Genomic DNA, 15,752 nt, shown 5'->3' with positions numbered 1-15,752 from the left:
AACTACCGCTTTTTGTTTAATTTTGCTTTAGACTCCAAAGATCTTCCTATCAATATAAATGCCATGCTAGTAATTGATATCATCAAACCAGGAGGCATTATCCACCACCAATACCCAAGAATCTCAGCAGAGGAGAAATGAGCATCCTGAAGCATTTGCCCCCACGTTGGAAATGATGGATCACCAAAACCTAAGAAACTCAGTGCTGCCTCACCAAGTATCGCTGCAGGTACGGATAAAGCAAAATTAGCAAGTGTAAAAGGCACAAGTTGCGGGACAATATGTCTTAATACGATTTTAACGTCAGATTCACCCATCAATTTTGATGCTTCGACGTACGGATAGTTTTTTATCTGGATGCTAAAGGTTCTATTTATCAAGGCTATACCAGGCCAACCAAACAGAATAAAAAGTACAATCAAAAAGATAATACTTTTCCCATAATTTAAAGAGAGTATTATGAAAAGAACCATGGTAGGAACTGAGAGGAAGATATCGATAATTACCACCATAAAACCTCCTATCCTGCCTCCCTTATACCCGCTGATTAAGCCATAGAAAAGACCTATTACAGTTGAGGTTATGGCCACAGTTACCCCAATTAAGAGAGCAACGGGAGTACCTATCATGATCCCAAAAGAAACATCTCTTCTAAAATCGTCAGTTCCCATTAATCCATAAACCTTTCCTTCTACTATCCATTCAATATCCTTTACCTTGGTCAAATTGTCGAATGAATAAGTAGTAAAAATGAACTCGTATTTCCCCTTTAAGGGCATGTTATTTTCGGTGTCCGAAAAGATTATTTTTTCTGCAGGCAATCCTGATGTCGAAAAATTAAACAAGTGAGAGTAATCAGAAAGAGGTTGAGTAATCTGTCTAGAGGATGAGAATAACCTTTGAGAAACTATACCAGAAGTACCGTCTTTATTTGCACTATCATGACTATCAAAAAATGGTTCTGTGTCAATCTGGACATCACTTGTATCATTGAGGGAATTCAATACTTCATTTCCATTGGACAGCGAGTCCAACGAGTCATAAAATATAACCAAGGATAGGCCATCAGGTCTACTGATGGAAACTTCTACCGCAGGAGGGATCTCGCCTATTTGAATTGAATAAGGTATACTAAAAGCAGGTGGAAAATCACTGAAATCATAATTATAGAAAAAAGATATGTTCTGAACATTATAATCTTCACCCTCAGAATAATTACTTACAGCTGCCTCACTTAATGTAAAAATTCTATGTTCTGGTAATTGCTGATCAAAGAACCCCAATAAATAATTAGTCCAGTATGGGGCAGCGTTCTTAGGATAATTGATCCAATAGGATGGATTATTCCACTGTACCCGTTCAGTAGGGGAAATATATATTATTGTATATAAGGCAACGGCAACTAGAAAACAAAGAAGTAATAATCCAAGGACTCCTCCTCTATAATTTGACAGAATTGTGATGAATTCGTACACCAATTTCAAAACATCATTCAATTAATAATCTCCAGTCCTTATCCTAGGATCAAGTACGGACAGTGCGAGATCTAGTACTAGTCTAGTAGTCAAATATAACAAAGTAAAAAAATACACCAAACCTATTATTAATGGTGAGTCATTTTGGATTATTGCGTTGTAAAATAAATTACCCATACCGGGCCAATCAAAGATTTCTTCAATCAGTATTGATCCTCCTAGTGTAGAAATAATCCCTATTCCTAGCATAGTTGTTAGTTGGGGACTGGCATTCTTTAACGCATGTTTAAGTAATATTTTTCGCGAAGGTATTCCAATTACTCCCAGGGTTTTGATATAATCCTCTTGAATAATACGTAATACAATATATTTGACATAATATATTGATGATGCAAATCCGATTAAAACTATTGTTATGAAAGGCAGAGCCATGTGATACAGTAAAGATACTACATATCCGGGTGAATCCGGAGGGATTACAGGTGTTGATCTTGCTGGAAAAATCTGCAAAAAGAACGAAAATAGCACAATCATTATCATTGAAAACCACCATGGTGGAATACTGAGACTTACGGAGGCCAAACCTGCGATAAATTTATCTGTTAGTTTCCCCTCCTTTCTAGCTAAATATGAACCTATGACTATACCCAACAAAACTATAGTTAAAGATGAAGTGGTAAATAACAGAATTGTATTTGGAAGCCTTTCTTGGATCAAATCATTTACACTGCTTGATCCATCATAAGTAGTAAAAAACCGTGAGTTTCCTAAATTGAGAATCAATATCTGAAATAAAGTATTCATAATTTTCTTTGGTGAATACCATGGTTCATCTAAACCCAGACTCTTGATTTGGATATCCATTTGTTGATCTAAAAATTCTTGTCTCTGTGACATATTATCGAATTGATTTAATCTCTGATTTTCAGAAATGCTACTAGCAAAGGAATTGATGACTTGGATACGTATATTATCCAGCATGATCTTATCGATAGTAGAGCCTAAGAGGAATATAGTTAACAACAAGGTAACAAGCAAAACTACGACTAGTATAATAATTTTTTTGGCTATATAGAAGATAATAGTCATTATTGATGTACCAAGACTTTGCAACCTGTAAAGACGGATGTTATCATGGTCTAGCGATCAAAGTATTTTCACTAATCATTGGTTTGGGAGAATCAAAGGTTGTGATGATAAGCTTTAGTTTCGAAGGTCCAGGTACAAGTTCAGATGTTTGGGTCGAATTGAGATGAATGTTTACTAATGAAGTCTGAGTAAGAGAGCTATTTACACTGTCAAATGAATTATCAACGTCTTTGCTAGCATTTAAAGTCAATTTATCAGCAATAACCAAATTATCATTTCTATCGGTGACGATATAATTAACGCTACCTATGAAAGGATTCAATTCACCGGATGAATTCTTTACACCCATTTCTATGCTAAAATCAAACGGCTTTCCAATCTGAATGAATTTAGGAACATTAATTTTTCGGATATCTAATCCAGGAGGATTTACAAATTTTGAATAACTTCCAACCTCAATTGGATAGGTACCATCCCTGAAAGCACTTAATGTTACTACACCACCAGCTGGATTGAATTCTTCAAGATAATATGGTCCATTACCTATTACTGCATTACCATGCTTTGTAATCCATTCCAAAGAAGTATTATACCGGTTCAAAACATAATCTAATGTTACCATTCCTTTAAGTGGATTAGGAATATACTTTTCATTGATCATCCGAATTAGCTCTTCCTTTATCATCTCAGAATGAACCGGCAGATTCAAAGACAATTGATCTATACCCTTAATATTGGCATCGCTTTTTGAATATGACAATTTATTGTTCATTACCAAACGTTCAGTAGCTGCAGTTATATCCCATGGTTCAGTTGGCCATAATGTTCCGTATGAAGGGACTTGTTTTTTATCATAGTGCCACAAGTCTACATAAGTATCGAAAGTACCATTATCATGAAAATCGACTCCCTTTATCAAAGATAGAGTTGGAAATACTAAACTCGCATATTCAGAGTCATAGGTCAAATCATTATTTTCAGTTTTAGTCGACCACTCATATGGGAAATAATAAGAATACAATATGTCATACTTGTCAACAGGTACTCCGCTGTGCCAGTTTGAATATTGGGGAGTAATTGTTACTTTTGTGAGCGCTGTATTGTTAACATGTTCATTTGTTTCCCAAATTTGTCCATAAGGGTTCCAACGTATAGAATTTTTTGAAACATTAACCTTGTCATTAAATCCGTTAGATATGACGCTAGTCCAGACATTTCTCATAGGTTCAGGATCACCAGTATAAGGATTAGAGAAGGTAGGCGAGTCTGCAATTAGAGAATATATAATTCTGCAATAAAAATCTGAACAGCCTTTAACATTATTCCATGCTCCTTGGAATATTTGTATCATACCAACATTTAACGTGTTATTGTCGCTACCATTTTTAATGGCATTCAATAATGACAGCTTATTGGCTATACCAGCTGAGTAGTCGTTAATTAATCCACCAATTTTTGAAGATGATATATAAGGATCATATGATCTTGCAAAAAATAATCTCACAGCTTCCTCAATTCCAATTGCTTCTGCTTTTTGTAAGAGCTCGTTTCTTTCTTGTTCTGAAGTAAAATTATTGAAAATTAGTTTTTGAGTTAGGCCATCTATAGTAGAATTAGAATATTGCCAGAACAGAGGATTTTGAGAGCCTGGCATACTCCCAAACCAAGGCGCATACATTTGTGTAACAGTGCCTGGGTTGTACCTTACAAAAGAATTCGATATCAATGACTCGGTATACATATTCCATTCCAATTGGGCTGGATCTGATCCGTAGACAATTCTGTTAGCCTTAGTCAAATCACCATATTCCTTCATTACAGTAAATCCTAACTTTTCAATTTCGGAAGCTACGTAATCCCCAAATGATTTTCTAAGTAGATCATCATTTCGAATCAATATTTTTATAGTTATTGGTTTCCCCTCTAAAGTAAACTTCCCATTGGAATCCTTTGTAGATCCTACATTTAACATTGCGTTATTTATCATCTCTTTTGCAAAATTAGGATCGTATCTAATTTTTAGTTGGTCAATTACGGGAAGTATATTATGATATTCAGGTGAAGTAGAGCCGTAGGGTTCTGCTATAGGTTCGCCAAACCCTTTCAAGATATTATTCACTATAAAATTTCTGTCTATAAGAAAGTTTAATGCGAATCTTATATCCTTGATAGAAAATGGGTTGAAGTTATTTGAGGAATTTGATGGATTTAGCAATAATCCGTAGCTAAGACCCTCCTTTTCATATATTTTCAAATTAGGGTTTTTTTTTGCAGTCTCGACTAATTGCAAAGGAATTTGAAAAAAATAGACATCCAATTGGCCATTACTAACCTGCTGGTAAGCAACATTTTCATTTGAAAACCTAATGAATTTAATATGGTCAGAAAAACCACCTGATTTATTCTCAATCGAATAAACATTTTTACCAGGAAAGAATATAAACATCATTCCAATAATCAATAGGAAAGAAACAATAATCAATATTTTTGTCATTTATAAAGATAATTTGGAATAAAGTGTTATAAATTCATTATTTCAAATAACGGCTCCTTTCTCAATTTGAGAATATCAAAAACTATAGTATATAAATAATAATAATTTACCTTAGATGCATGAGTAACAATTCCGCAAAAAGGACTCACAGTTATAGTTCAAAGAGAACTAAGAGTAAGAAATATGCTAAGGTAGAAAGGAGAAAGCGAAATAAGGCAAAGTATTAACTACCTGTGTTGAAAATTTCCGATATGTTTATATGTAAGGAAAGATATAAATACATGTGGAATTAGTTTATAAGTTTTATGGTGATATAAATTGGTAAAAGATATTTCTATGTTTGGTGATCGATGTCCAAGATGCGGCAAAGGTCCTATGGTTACAGATAATTCAACCGGAGAAATGTTCTGCGGTAATTGTGGTTTTGTAGTAACAGAGAGAATTGAGGAAACTGGACCGGAATGGAGGGCCTTCTCAAAAGAAGAGCATGAGGATCGTAGCAGAGCTGGAGTACCTACATCTTTAGCCATGCATGATATGGGCCTCGCTACTATTATTGGACCAGTAGATAAGGACGCCTCGGGGAAACCGCTCTCTGCGTCCATGAAGAGTACAATCGAAAGACTAAGGACTTGGGACAGTAGGAGTCAAGTTCATGAACCAGTTGACAGAAACTTTAGACAGGCATTTAGTGAACTTGATAGATTAAAAGATAAGCTAGCAGTCGGTGATGCGGTAATAGAGAAGGCTGCTTATGTTTATCGAAAGGCCCTAGAAAAGGGGTTAGTTAGGGGAAGATCAATTTCAGCGCTGGTTGCAGCTGCTCTTTATGCAGCATGTCGAGACACTGAAACACCAAGAACTTTGAAGGATGTTGCTAATGCTAGCAACATCAAGAAGAAAGACGTTGCGAGATGTTATAGATTGCTAATAAGAGAATTGGATCTCAAAATGCCAGTTGTGGATCCAGTAAAATGTGTTGCAAGAATTGCTAGCAAGGCAGGACTCACTGAAAAAACAAAAAGAAAGGCTTTAGAAATTCTAAAGAAAGCCGAGGAAGGCAAAATTTCTGCTGGAAAGGATCCGATGGGGCTTGCAGCTGCAGCCTTGTATGTAGCCTGTGTCATGAACGGAGAGAACAAAACACAGAAAGATGTAGCCGAAGCTGCCGGAGTTACAGAGGTCACTATTAGAAATAGATACAAAGGTCTCAAAACTCATCTAAAACTTTAATTAGAATTATCTTACCAAATATTTATTTAGAAACCTACCCGCAACTTGGTAGAAGAATAAGATTCCAATTGCTATGAAACCTATCGAAACAATTCCAAGCAATAGGTTATCGGATTCTACATTCCAAGGCGTTTGGAACAAATAAAATCCGAGAATACTATATGCAAAAAATACATAATTAGAGATCCAGTGAAAAGTAATAGCTGAAGCCAAACCATATCTATAGTAAATCCATCCGATTATCAGTCCGCCTAAAGCAGCCTGACTAATTTTTCCTAATTCATAACCCCCACCAAAGATCACGTGAGATAGTCCAAAAACAAATGAATTGAGAATAATTATAATAAAAACTCCAATAGTAGTAGATTGTCTTCTGAATTTTTCCATATTAGAGTATGGATGATTTAATGTAGACAGAAATTTTCCCCTTCCTATTGGAATGAAAATAAGAAACAAAGGTAGCCCCATTAGGAGTACTCGAAAAAAGATTTCTTCATTAAGAGGGGCAGCGGATAAGTAAAAAAATGAAAGCAGAGGATCATGAGTTAAAGGATTCCCTAAAGTTATACCGAATAATTGTTGAAGTATATCAATTAGTATTGATAAGATAAAGTAAAGAGAAAACCAAGAAATGGTTATCATTAGATAATTGTGTGAAGTAACAAACCCTGTACTTTGATCCATTTTAGTTGTTACAGACATCATATTTTGTTTTCTCCCAAAAAAGCGCAACTTCGTAATTGGTATAGGTTTAAGAAGACAAAAAAAGTAGCATGCTAGATAGACGAACCAAAAAAATAAGAAGGTTAATCCCAAATTGAAATTTATAGCATTAAAGCCAAATACGCTAAAAAGCAAAAAGTCAAGCGATACATCGCTGGTCCAATGTACTTCGACCCCAAGGTTTGTAAAGAATACAAGAAATAACCCTATTCCAAATGAAATTCCAGTAATAAACACCATAAAAAAACTTAAGGCAAATTTGGTTTTTTCGATTGTTATATTTAAGGAATTTATATTTGGCAAAAGCTAAACTTTCTTATCTAATTACATTACTTCAATAGACGATTCGTTAAATCCCTTAACAACAAGATAATTTTTTACAATGTCACGATGATCCCCTTGCAAAAGTATAAAGCCATCTTTAGCTGTGCCTCCGCATGCAAGTCTGCTTTTCAATTCCTTTACTATTGTGTGAATATCATTAATTTTGGGATCTAATCCCTCTATCATTGTAGTTGTTTTTGAAAACCGTCGAGTTTCTAATCTCACAACAATCCGAGTATCTTCCTTGTCTAACTCTCCACATGCACACAAATCATCAGGTAGGCCACATTTTTTGCATATCACAGCCATCTATTATTCCTAAATATACCCAATTCCTATTATTAAGCCTTCCTTGACCATTAACGAAAGAGTATTGGCCCTAAGAAACTAGTTACTAGTCACAAATCAAGATATTAAAGATATATTTATGTTGTTTCGAAACTATTGGAATTTTTCTCCAACTCCACAATACTATTTTAAGTGCAATTAGGATCAAAATTCGAGGTTTAATTGCCATACTTGAATAGAGGGAATATAATTCCATTTTTGATATGGCTTTAAAAATGAAGAAAAATAGTATGCTCATCCTTATGTTCTATTCTGCAAAGATTAAATAAAAATAACAACCTCCATTTCATATATGCCCCCTGCCATTAGCTCACTGAAGTTCCCATTTGACTTAAAGTCTGATCAACTGGCTGCTGTGGAATCGTGGATGAACAATGGCTGTAAGGGCTCAATCATATATTCCACTGGAACTGGAAAGACCGAAATTGCTTTTGAGTGTGCTAGGAAAGCATGTATAAAAGATACAACCAACAGCAAAGACAAGGCCAATATAAATACATATAACATATTATTTCTTGTTCCAAGAATTGTTTTGATAGAGCAAAATATAACCAGACTACGGAAATATAATATACCAAATGAATCTATCGGGGCATTTTATGGGGAGAAAAAAAACCATAAAGAGATTACCATATCAACCTACCAAAGCACAATAAATAATCACAAGCTTATTGAAAAGGCGAGAATGGTAATCCTTGATGAAGTGCATCTTTTAAGTAACACAGCGTTTTCCTTCAAGAACTTATTCAAGGTAATAACGTCAGATCCTAAAAGGCGAATCCTAGGTTTGACTGCCACTATAAATGAACGTGATTCTAGATACAAAGAGATCATAGAAATAATACCGCCTGTCAAAAAGTACTTGATCAAGGAAGCAGTTGATGATGGACGATTAGCCAAACCAGAAATCATTACCATAGACGTGGCCTTAACAAGTGAAGAAAGAGAGATTTATAAAAAATCCAGTGAAATGATTCGAAATCTCTCTTATAAGCTCAATGCTTATGATCCTGGATTGATTTCAAGAATATTATATCAAGGAGGAATGAGATCCAAGTATGCTAAAGAATGGTTTAACCAAGTAAAAATCAGAAAGGATTTACTCAACTCATCCAGGAGAAAATTAGATAAAGCTGTTACTATAATAGAGAAACATAGAAACGAAAAACTGATGGTTTTTAGCGAAACTATCGAATCTATAACAAAATTAAGGGAAATTCTGATCACAAAAGATATCAAATCTGAAATAATCCATTCAAAAATAAAAACAAAGGAAAGAAAATCGATTTTGGAAAAATGGGGAATCGAATTTTTTCCATTACTATCCGTTCATACCTTGGAGATAGGTTTTGATATTCCACAAGTTGGGATTGCAATAATTCTATCAAATACGTCCAACATTAATCAGATTGCACAACGGATAGGAAGAGTTATCAGAAAAACAGAGGAAAAAAATAGTGCCTCAATATACCTTATTTATGCAAAAGAAACTAAAGATAATAACATTCTGAGAATGGTAGATAAAGCTGTGGGTAACAAAAGTAGTAAAGCAATTAGGAAAAGTACCAAACAAACCAAGATAACAGACTCATTTGAATAACGAAATTTGATGAAGTATTCAAAAACAAAAGGTATATTTTGACTAAAATACAACTCAAATTATGACGATTAAAAATATTACAGTGCTAGGTTCGGGTATCATGGGTCATGGCATAGCACAGGTGTCTGCGATGGCCGGTTATAAGGTTTTCCTTAGAGATATCGAACAAGTATTTTTGGACAAAGCCATGGAAAAGATAAAATGGTCGTTACAAAAATTGACTGAGAAAAATAAGATAACGAGTGAAAATGCCGTTACAATTTATAATAACATTACTCCGGTGATTGATTTGAAAAAAGCAACAGAAAACACCGATTTGATCATAGAAGCAGTTCCAGAAGACTTTAAGTTAAAAGAAAAAGTTTATGGCGAATTGAACGAGATAGTAAAGAATGAAGTAATCTTTGCATCAAATACTAGCACCTTACCCATAACTGAATTAAGCAAGCTTACTAATCACCCAGAGAATTTTATAGGAGTTCATTTTTTCAATCCACCACAATTGATGAAGTTAGTAGAAGTAATTCCAGGAAAGGACACTGATAAGCAGGTAGTTGATGAATTAACCAGGTTTGTACACAGTATAGATAAGAATCCTGTTATTTGTAAAAAGGATGTTTCGGGATTCATCGTGAATAGAATTTTCATACCTCTTGTTCATGAGGCCTTACACTCGATGGACAGAGATAAAGTGTCTATGGATGTGATAGATTCCGCAGTAAAGTTCAAACTTAATTTTCCAATGGGAATTTTTGAATTAGCTGACTATACGGGTCTGGATGTAATTTACAAGGCATCGTATGAAATGAGCTTGAGAGATAAGCATGTGTTATTAATGCATCCAAGAATCAAAGAGCTATATGAAGGCAATCAACTAGGGCAAAAGACTGGCAAAGGATTTTACGAATACAAAAAAGAGAATTATGAAAGAGTGAACTTGACTGAAGAAAAGGCCGCGCAGTATGAGCCCTTATCTATTGTAGGGGTAGCTGCAAATAATGCCGCATGGCTAGTTGAAAATGAAGTATGCACACTAGAGGATCTAAATCTCGCACTTAGTTTAGGGATGGGCCTAAAGACAGGAATATTCGATTTGGTTAGGAAATTATCACCATCAAGAGTTTTAGAAAACCTCAAATCATTAGGAGAACAACAAGAGTTTTATCATCCGAACAAATACATAGAAAATTTCAAGTAAGTGTAACATATTTCCAAATCATCATAGACAAACAAAGGTACATCTAGCACTATTTAGCAAACAGAGAATTGCAAATTACTATCGTTTACTTGATTCTCACAAAATGCACTTATTCAAACCTAATTTTTGAAATTATGTAATCGACCGCACTAGCTGGATCTCTATTAGTTTCGATGATTATCCTTTTTCGCTCATCTAAAAATTTTCCCCCATAGATATCTGACACGCCACCGCTGTTCTCAATAGCAACCATCGGTTTCTTAGTCATATAACCAACGCATAATTCAATTAATGTTCCCACTCCACCGCCAACAGATATGATCCCATCGGAGGAATAGGCCACAATAAAATCACGGGATAGACCAATTCCAGTACAGATAACCACATCACAATAATCATTTGCTTGAATACTATTCTCGTGGGGTACAATTCCAATAGTAAAACCACCGTGATCTTTTGCACCCATGCATGAATACTCCATAACTCCTCCAAGTCCCCCGCTAATCAAAATTGCATTCCTTTTGGCTATGTATTTGCCGACCTCATAGGCTGTATTTAGAGTCGACTTGCTTATTTGGATCGAACTTCCACTATTATAGCCAATTACCCCTATTTGCAGTTTTTTCAAACTAAGAATAGCAAGTCAAATTAATTTATTAACAATTTGGATTTCAAGATGCCTAATACTAGGCATGCATGACAGTAATGTATTTATTTCCAATCTAAGGATTTTCATATATGAGTAAGAAGGCGAAGAAAAATGCACCTCTTCCTGCATCGAGCGCGGGATTATTAAGGTTCTTTGAAGACGAGACTAAAGGGATAAAGGTTAAACCAGAAATCATATTTGGTATAGCAGGAGCATTAATTGCAATATCCATAGCAATAAAAATTTTGGTGCCAATTTAATTTTTTGACTGTTAATGAGTGATTTTGAATCCGATAGTGTTTCTAGCCTTCATAAAAGATGGCTTTTTACTAACATAAATCCCTCTTCAGAAAAATTTTCCTATTTAATATCAATATTAAGTTTAGTTACTAATGTTGCACTTATTAACTTCGTTATTACACCTCATACGGTAACAGATTTCCTAGTAAGTTTTCCGATTATTGCAGCAGTATTTTCTGTAACTTTAATATTTGATTACTTGTCACTTAAGGGAACTCCCTTAAACAGATTTTCAAAGGTATTACATGTATCTGCTTTTGCAAATTTATTGTGGACTTTAACAGTAATAGGCGGTTACATCTCTGAATTCATAATTAACACAAATAGCTTAAACATTAACTTCGTCCTGCAAGGTATGTTTATGGCTATCGGCCTTAGAATTGGAATTTTTGTTTCCGTGTTCGGGGCTTCCTTAAAAAGAACTATACCAATTTCATTTATTCAACCTTTAATTATTTTTATATTATTTTCTTTTTTTTATTTCAATCATATATTTTACACCAATTTTACAGTTTACATATTCGGTTCAATAATTCTGTTTATTGGTGTAATGTGGACCATTATAGTTGACAGGATAGGCAGACCCAACTTTACTAGTGCATTCAAGATCTTGCAAGCCTTCTTGATCGCATGGACGGAAAACAAATCTGATGAAATGGAGAAAATAGCAGAAGCAAAAGCCAGTCCAAAGGTAGTTAATACACTCATTATGAGATTTAAACCAGAGAATCAAAAGGATATTTCACTAGTATTACCGGAGTTACATCCAGGTCCGTTTAATCCCATTGGTGGAAGCAATTTACCATTTGATATCTTTAAGTTCTACTCAAATTCGGCAATGGTTATGCACAGTATATCAGATCATTCTCTTAACATACCATCTAAGAGAGAGGTAGAAAAGTACTTAAAATCACTAAATCAAATAAATCATCTTGAATCAGGATCAACATGCTCCATACCAATAGTTGTGACCAAAAACGATTGTAATTGCAGTGGTTTTGCCATGGGCAAGAATGTCATAATTCTATTTTCGAAATCGCCTTCTGGTATGGAGGATATACCGCTAGAAGTAAAAACAGAACTTGAAACCTACGCTCAACAGGTTGGATTTGAACAGATCTTGATCATTGATGCTCATAATTCACTTGGCACAAAGATTGAAGAAAATGACATCAAGACACTTGTAAGCATAGGTAAAGAAACCCTCGTAAAGCTCAAAGAATCGCCTCAATATGAATTTAAGATTGGTTACAAGAATAGCTATCAGATTAATGATCAAACAATTAAGGAATTAAAAAAAATGCCAGATTTGGGGCGTGGTCAATTTGGAGTACTTGCGATCTCAATCAAGAATGAAATTTACTTACTTTGCTGGATTGATTCTAACAATATGAAGAATGGCATTCGAGAAAAAATAGCCATGACTTTAACCGACCAGGGATTTAGGATAATAGAGATATGTACTTCGGACACACATTCAACGTCAGGAAAAAGGAATACAAAAGGCTATTATACACTTGGAGATGTTACACCTGAAGATAAAATAATAAATGTATTTAACATATTGGCAACACATGCCAAAACAAATCTTGAGCAATCAACATTTGAAATTTACAAAACAGAAAGCAAAGTTATGGTAATGGGAACTGATCAATTCGACGACTATTCAATTGCATTGGAAAAATCCTTTCTAGTTACAAAAATATTTCTCGCGATCACATTTGTGGTATATGTGCTAATGTTACTTTTAACCTAAAGTAATTTGTAATTTTGTTAATAGTGGATGAGGAGAGATTTGAACTCTCGACCACCTGTGTGTGAGACAGGTATCCTAACCAGACTAGACTACCCATCCACCTTAGAAATCTCTTTATCTAATAATCTAAAAGATTAATTAAGCTTTGGCTGCCGCCAATATATTTGAATTAAAGAAAATAAGATAATAGAATCCAATGAAATAATCATCTCATCTTATTTTAAGTACCTTCTCCATATTCATTAAGATATTTACTTTGATTCTCTGACAATTTATCTATACTAATACCCATCGATTCAAGTTTTAAACGAGCTATCATTATATCTTGTTCTCTATCAATCTTGTATATCTTATTTTCAAGGGTTCCTTTATTTTTCAAAAGATACAGTACAGATAAGAATTGATTCGCAAAGCTCATATCCATTACCTCGGAGGGATGACCCTCTGCAGCCACCAAATTAACTAATCGTCCTTCCCCTATCAAGTTTATCTTATTATTATTTTTCAAGAGAAACTGCTCGACATTTTCGTTTATCTTCTTTGATTCATAAGAAAGCTCCTTAATATCATCGATAGAAATTTCTACATTAAAATGACCAGCATTAGCTAACAATACCCCGTTTTTCATTTTTTCCACGTGTTTTCGTGCTATGACATCCTTGCATCCTGTTGAAGTTATAAAAATATCGCCTGAGGAAGCAGCCTCTTCCATAGGTTTGACCGTATATCCATCCATTCTGGCCTTGAGTGCGTTTATTGGATCGACTTCGGTAACAATAACGGATGCTCCTAACCCTCTGGCCCTACTGGCTATTCCTTTGCCAACATGACCGTAACCTGCGACAACAACAGTTTTTCCAGAAAGTAACACATTAGTCGCCCTAATTATACCATCCAAAGCAGACTGACCCGTACCGTAAACATTGTCAAAATCGTGCTTTGTTTCTGCGTCATTCACCGCTATTATTGGATATCCTAATTTTGAGTTCGTTTCTAATGCCTTTAGCCGTAGTACTCCTGTTGTTGTCTCCTCCGTGCCTCCAATAATATTTTTTCCATATTTATCAAGGTTTTTATGAAATTCGATGGTCAGGTCAGCGCCATCGTCAATTGTAATATCGGGATTAAATTTTAAGACTGAATAGATATCGTCGTAATACTCTTTATTGGTAACACCACGGCTTGCAAAGACCGACAACCCTTCATCTTTCACCAATGATGCTGCAATATCATCGTTTGTGCTAAGGGGATTGCATCCAGACCATGCCACAGTTGCACCTGCTGCGGCTAGCGTCTTTGTCAAGACCGCAGTCTCTTTTGTTACATGTAAGCATCCACCAACTACGAGACCTTTCAAGGGTTTTGATTCTTCATATTTTTTTTTTAAGGATAACAGGACCGGCATGTGTGATTCAGCCCATTCAATCTTCTTTTTACCTTTATCTGATAATGAAATATCCTTTATTCTGTACTCCATAGATAAAAAAAATATACAAACCTTATATTACTTTAACACAGGAGTTGAGGTTAGGAAGAACTTTTTTTGAAAACGAAACTCACTTGGTGGCCCAATCTTTAATAGGTAAGTTGATTGTTAGATACGTAAGTTTTTATGGAAATTATTATAGATTAAGTGGATTAATCACAGAAACTGAAGCGTATGGATACCTGAATGACCCAGCTAGTCATGCATTCAAGGGAGAAACTATGAGAAATCGACCAATGTTCGGTCAAGTAGGAAAAGCTTATGTATATTTTATCTATGGTAATCATTACTGTTTAAATGTAGTAGCTAAAGCCCAAAATGATCACGCTGGAGCTGTCCTGATAAGATCAATTGAACCCATAGACGGAATTGGCTTGATGAAGATTTTTAGAAATACAGAAGAGATTTCAAAACTTACTACAGGTCCGGGTAGATTAGCACAAGCTTTGAGGATTACAAGAAAACACAATAATTTGGATCTTGCTGATATGAACAATAAGATATTATACATCGAAGACAATAGGTGCCCAAAGATTGGCAAAGATTTTATCTTAGAAAGCTCCGAGAGAATTGGTATTTCTTTGGCAAATGAAATACAATGGAGGTATATAATGCTGGTGAGGAATTCTTCATATGACGGATTTGTGCCTAGCTCATTTATTTCGAAGCAAAGCTAAAAATTAATTACTAAACAGGCTAAAAGCCTAGACTCAATTCGATATATAGTCAGGTCATAAAAAATCGTTGATGCCTCTAAGAGATTTCTTGGTCCCAGAAGAGCAAGTCAAATACATATGTAGAAGAGATATTGAATATGCGAACAAGAAATATGACTTGTTCATCACAAACAAAAGAATTGTACTGTACCGGGAAAGCGGAATATTCAATAAATCTGAAGACGTTGTTTGTGAAAAAATAGAAAGACTTCAGGGTTTGGAATATAAGGAAAAAGGAGGATTATTAAATTTAGCAAAAATTTCAATTAATGGCGGGATTAAACTAGACATTAAGGGTCCTTCAAAAGAAGTAAGAAATATGTTTAAGATATTGGAATGTTTGATCAATTCAAAATAAATG

Annotated in this window: 15 protein-coding genes and 1 tRNA gene; 8 read left to right on the top strand and 8 right to left on the bottom strand. The window is 34.7% G+C overall.

Annotated elements, in window-relative coordinates:
• Window positions 1-2: 2 nt before the first annotated feature.
• The 3 genes from NFRAN_RS12525 to NFRAN_RS12515 form a co-directional block, all read right to left on the bottom strand.
• Window positions 3-1,496, bottom strand: coding sequence for an ABC transporter permease (locus NFRAN_RS12525; protein WP_134485293.1), 1,494 nt, complete (start codon window positions 1,494-1,496; stop codon window positions 3-5).
• On the bottom strand, window positions 1,497-2,456 hold the full coding sequence (locus NFRAN_RS12520) for an ABC transporter permease (protein WP_172602349.1): 960 nt from the start codon (window positions 2,454-2,456) through the stop codon (window positions 1,497-1,499).
• A 151-nt stretch (window positions 2,457-2,607) separates the two neighbouring features.
• The gene (locus NFRAN_RS12515; protein ID WP_134485291.1) at window positions 2,608-5,058 is read right to left on the bottom strand and encodes an ABC transporter substrate-binding protein; all 2,451 of its coding nucleotides are present in this window, start codon (window positions 5,056-5,058) and stop codon (window positions 2,608-2,610) included.
• Between the two features lie 336 nt (window positions 5,059-5,394).
• On the opposite strand from NFRAN_RS12515, the gene NFRAN_RS12510 reads away from it, so the two are divergent.
• On the top strand, window positions 5,395-6,291 hold the full coding sequence (locus NFRAN_RS12510; protein WP_134485877.1) for a transcription initiation factor IIB: 897 nt from the start codon (window positions 5,395-5,397) through the stop codon (window positions 6,289-6,291).
• 6 nt (window positions 6,292-6,297) lie between these two features.
• Here NFRAN_RS12510 and NFRAN_RS12505 read toward each other — a convergent pair whose 3' ends face one another.
• Entirely contained in the window at window positions 6,298-6,996 is a 699-nt protein-coding gene (locus tag NFRAN_RS12505; RefSeq protein ID WP_172602348.1) for a CPBP family glutamic-type intramembrane protease, read from the bottom strand.
• Between the two features lie 112 nt (window positions 6,997-7,108).
• Between NFRAN_RS12505 and NFRAN_RS14055 the strand changes: the two genes are divergently transcribed.
• On the top strand, window positions 7,109-7,324 hold the full coding sequence (locus tag NFRAN_RS14055) for a hypothetical protein (protein ID WP_172602347.1): 216 nt from the start codon (window positions 7,109-7,111) through the stop codon (window positions 7,322-7,324).
• Between the two features lie 14 nt (window positions 7,325-7,338).
• Here the strand turns inward: NFRAN_RS14055 and yciH are convergent, their stop codons facing one another.
• Complete coding sequence (gene yciH, locus NFRAN_RS12500; protein ID WP_134485289.1) at window positions 7,339-7,647, bottom strand: stress response translation initiation inhibitor YciH; 309 nt, start codon at window positions 7,645-7,647, stop codon at window positions 7,339-7,341.
• Between the two features lie 331 nt (window positions 7,648-7,978).
• Between yciH and NFRAN_RS12495 the strand changes: the two genes are divergently transcribed.
• Together NFRAN_RS12495 and NFRAN_RS12490 are read left to right on the top strand one after the other, a co-directional pair.
• On the top strand, window positions 7,979-9,286 hold the full coding sequence (locus NFRAN_RS12495; RefSeq protein ID WP_134485288.1) for a DEAD/DEAH box helicase: 1,308 nt from the start codon (window positions 7,979-7,981) through the stop codon (window positions 9,284-9,286).
• Window positions 9,287-9,347: 61 nt separating this feature from the next.
• The gene (locus NFRAN_RS12490; protein WP_134485287.1) at window positions 9,348-10,484 is read left to right on the top strand and encodes a 3-hydroxyacyl-CoA dehydrogenase family protein; all 1,137 of its coding nucleotides are present in this window, start codon (window positions 9,348-9,350) and stop codon (window positions 10,482-10,484) included.
• A 109-nt stretch (window positions 10,485-10,593) separates the two neighbouring features.
• Here NFRAN_RS12490 and NFRAN_RS12485 read toward each other — a convergent pair whose 3' ends face one another.
• Window positions 10,594-11,112, bottom strand: coding sequence for a TIGR00725 family protein (locus NFRAN_RS12485; RefSeq protein ID WP_134485286.1), 519 nt, complete (start codon window positions 11,110-11,112; stop codon window positions 10,594-10,596).
• Between the two features lie 110 nt (window positions 11,113-11,222).
• On the opposite strand from NFRAN_RS12485, the gene NFRAN_RS12480 reads away from it, so the two are divergent.
• Both NFRAN_RS12480 and NFRAN_RS12475 read left to right on the top strand, forming a co-directional pair.
• The gene (locus NFRAN_RS12480) at window positions 11,223-11,393 is read left to right on the top strand and encodes a preprotein translocase subunit Sec61beta (RefSeq protein WP_134485285.1); all 171 of its coding nucleotides are present in this window, start codon (window positions 11,223-11,225) and stop codon (window positions 11,391-11,393) included.
• A 14-nt stretch (window positions 11,394-11,407) separates the two neighbouring features.
• A complete protein-coding gene (locus tag NFRAN_RS12475; RefSeq protein ID WP_134485284.1) occupies window positions 11,408-13,189 on the top strand; it encodes a DUF2070 family protein in 1,782 nt (593 codons plus the stop codon).
• 24 nt (window positions 13,190-13,213) lie between these two features.
• Here the strand turns inward: NFRAN_RS12475 and NFRAN_RS12470 are convergent.
• Together NFRAN_RS12470 and ahcY are read right to left on the bottom strand one after the other, a co-directional pair.
• A tRNA-Val gene (locus tag NFRAN_RS12470) sits at window positions 13,214-13,288 on the bottom strand.
• Between the two features lie 121 nt (window positions 13,289-13,409).
• Window positions 13,410-14,666 (bottom strand): adenosylhomocysteinase, encoded by a 1,257-nt coding sequence (gene ahcY / locus NFRAN_RS12465; RefSeq protein WP_134485283.1) that lies wholly within the window; start codon window positions 14,664-14,666, stop codon window positions 13,410-13,412.
• A 44-nt stretch (window positions 14,667-14,710) separates the two neighbouring features.
• Here ahcY and NFRAN_RS12460 point away from each other — a divergent pair, with 44 nt between their 5' ends.
• Window positions 14,711-15,352, top strand: a complete 642-nt coding sequence (locus tag NFRAN_RS12460; protein WP_134485282.1) for a DNA-3-methyladenine glycosylase — start codon at window positions 14,711-14,713, stop codon at window positions 15,350-15,352.
• A 70-nt stretch (window positions 15,353-15,422) separates the two neighbouring features.
• Window positions 15,423-15,749, top strand: a complete 327-nt coding sequence (locus tag NFRAN_RS12455) for a PH domain-containing protein (RefSeq protein WP_134485281.1) — start codon at window positions 15,423-15,425, stop codon at window positions 15,747-15,749.
• Window positions 15,750-15,752 lie beyond the last annotated feature (3 nt).

Source organism: Candidatus Nitrosocosmicus franklandus (genome assembly GCF_900696045.1).
GTDB lineage: Archaea > Thermoproteota > Nitrososphaeria > Nitrososphaerales > Nitrososphaeraceae > Nitrosocosmicus > Nitrosocosmicus franklandus_A.
This window is presented reverse-complemented; position numbering and strand designations above follow the sequence as displayed.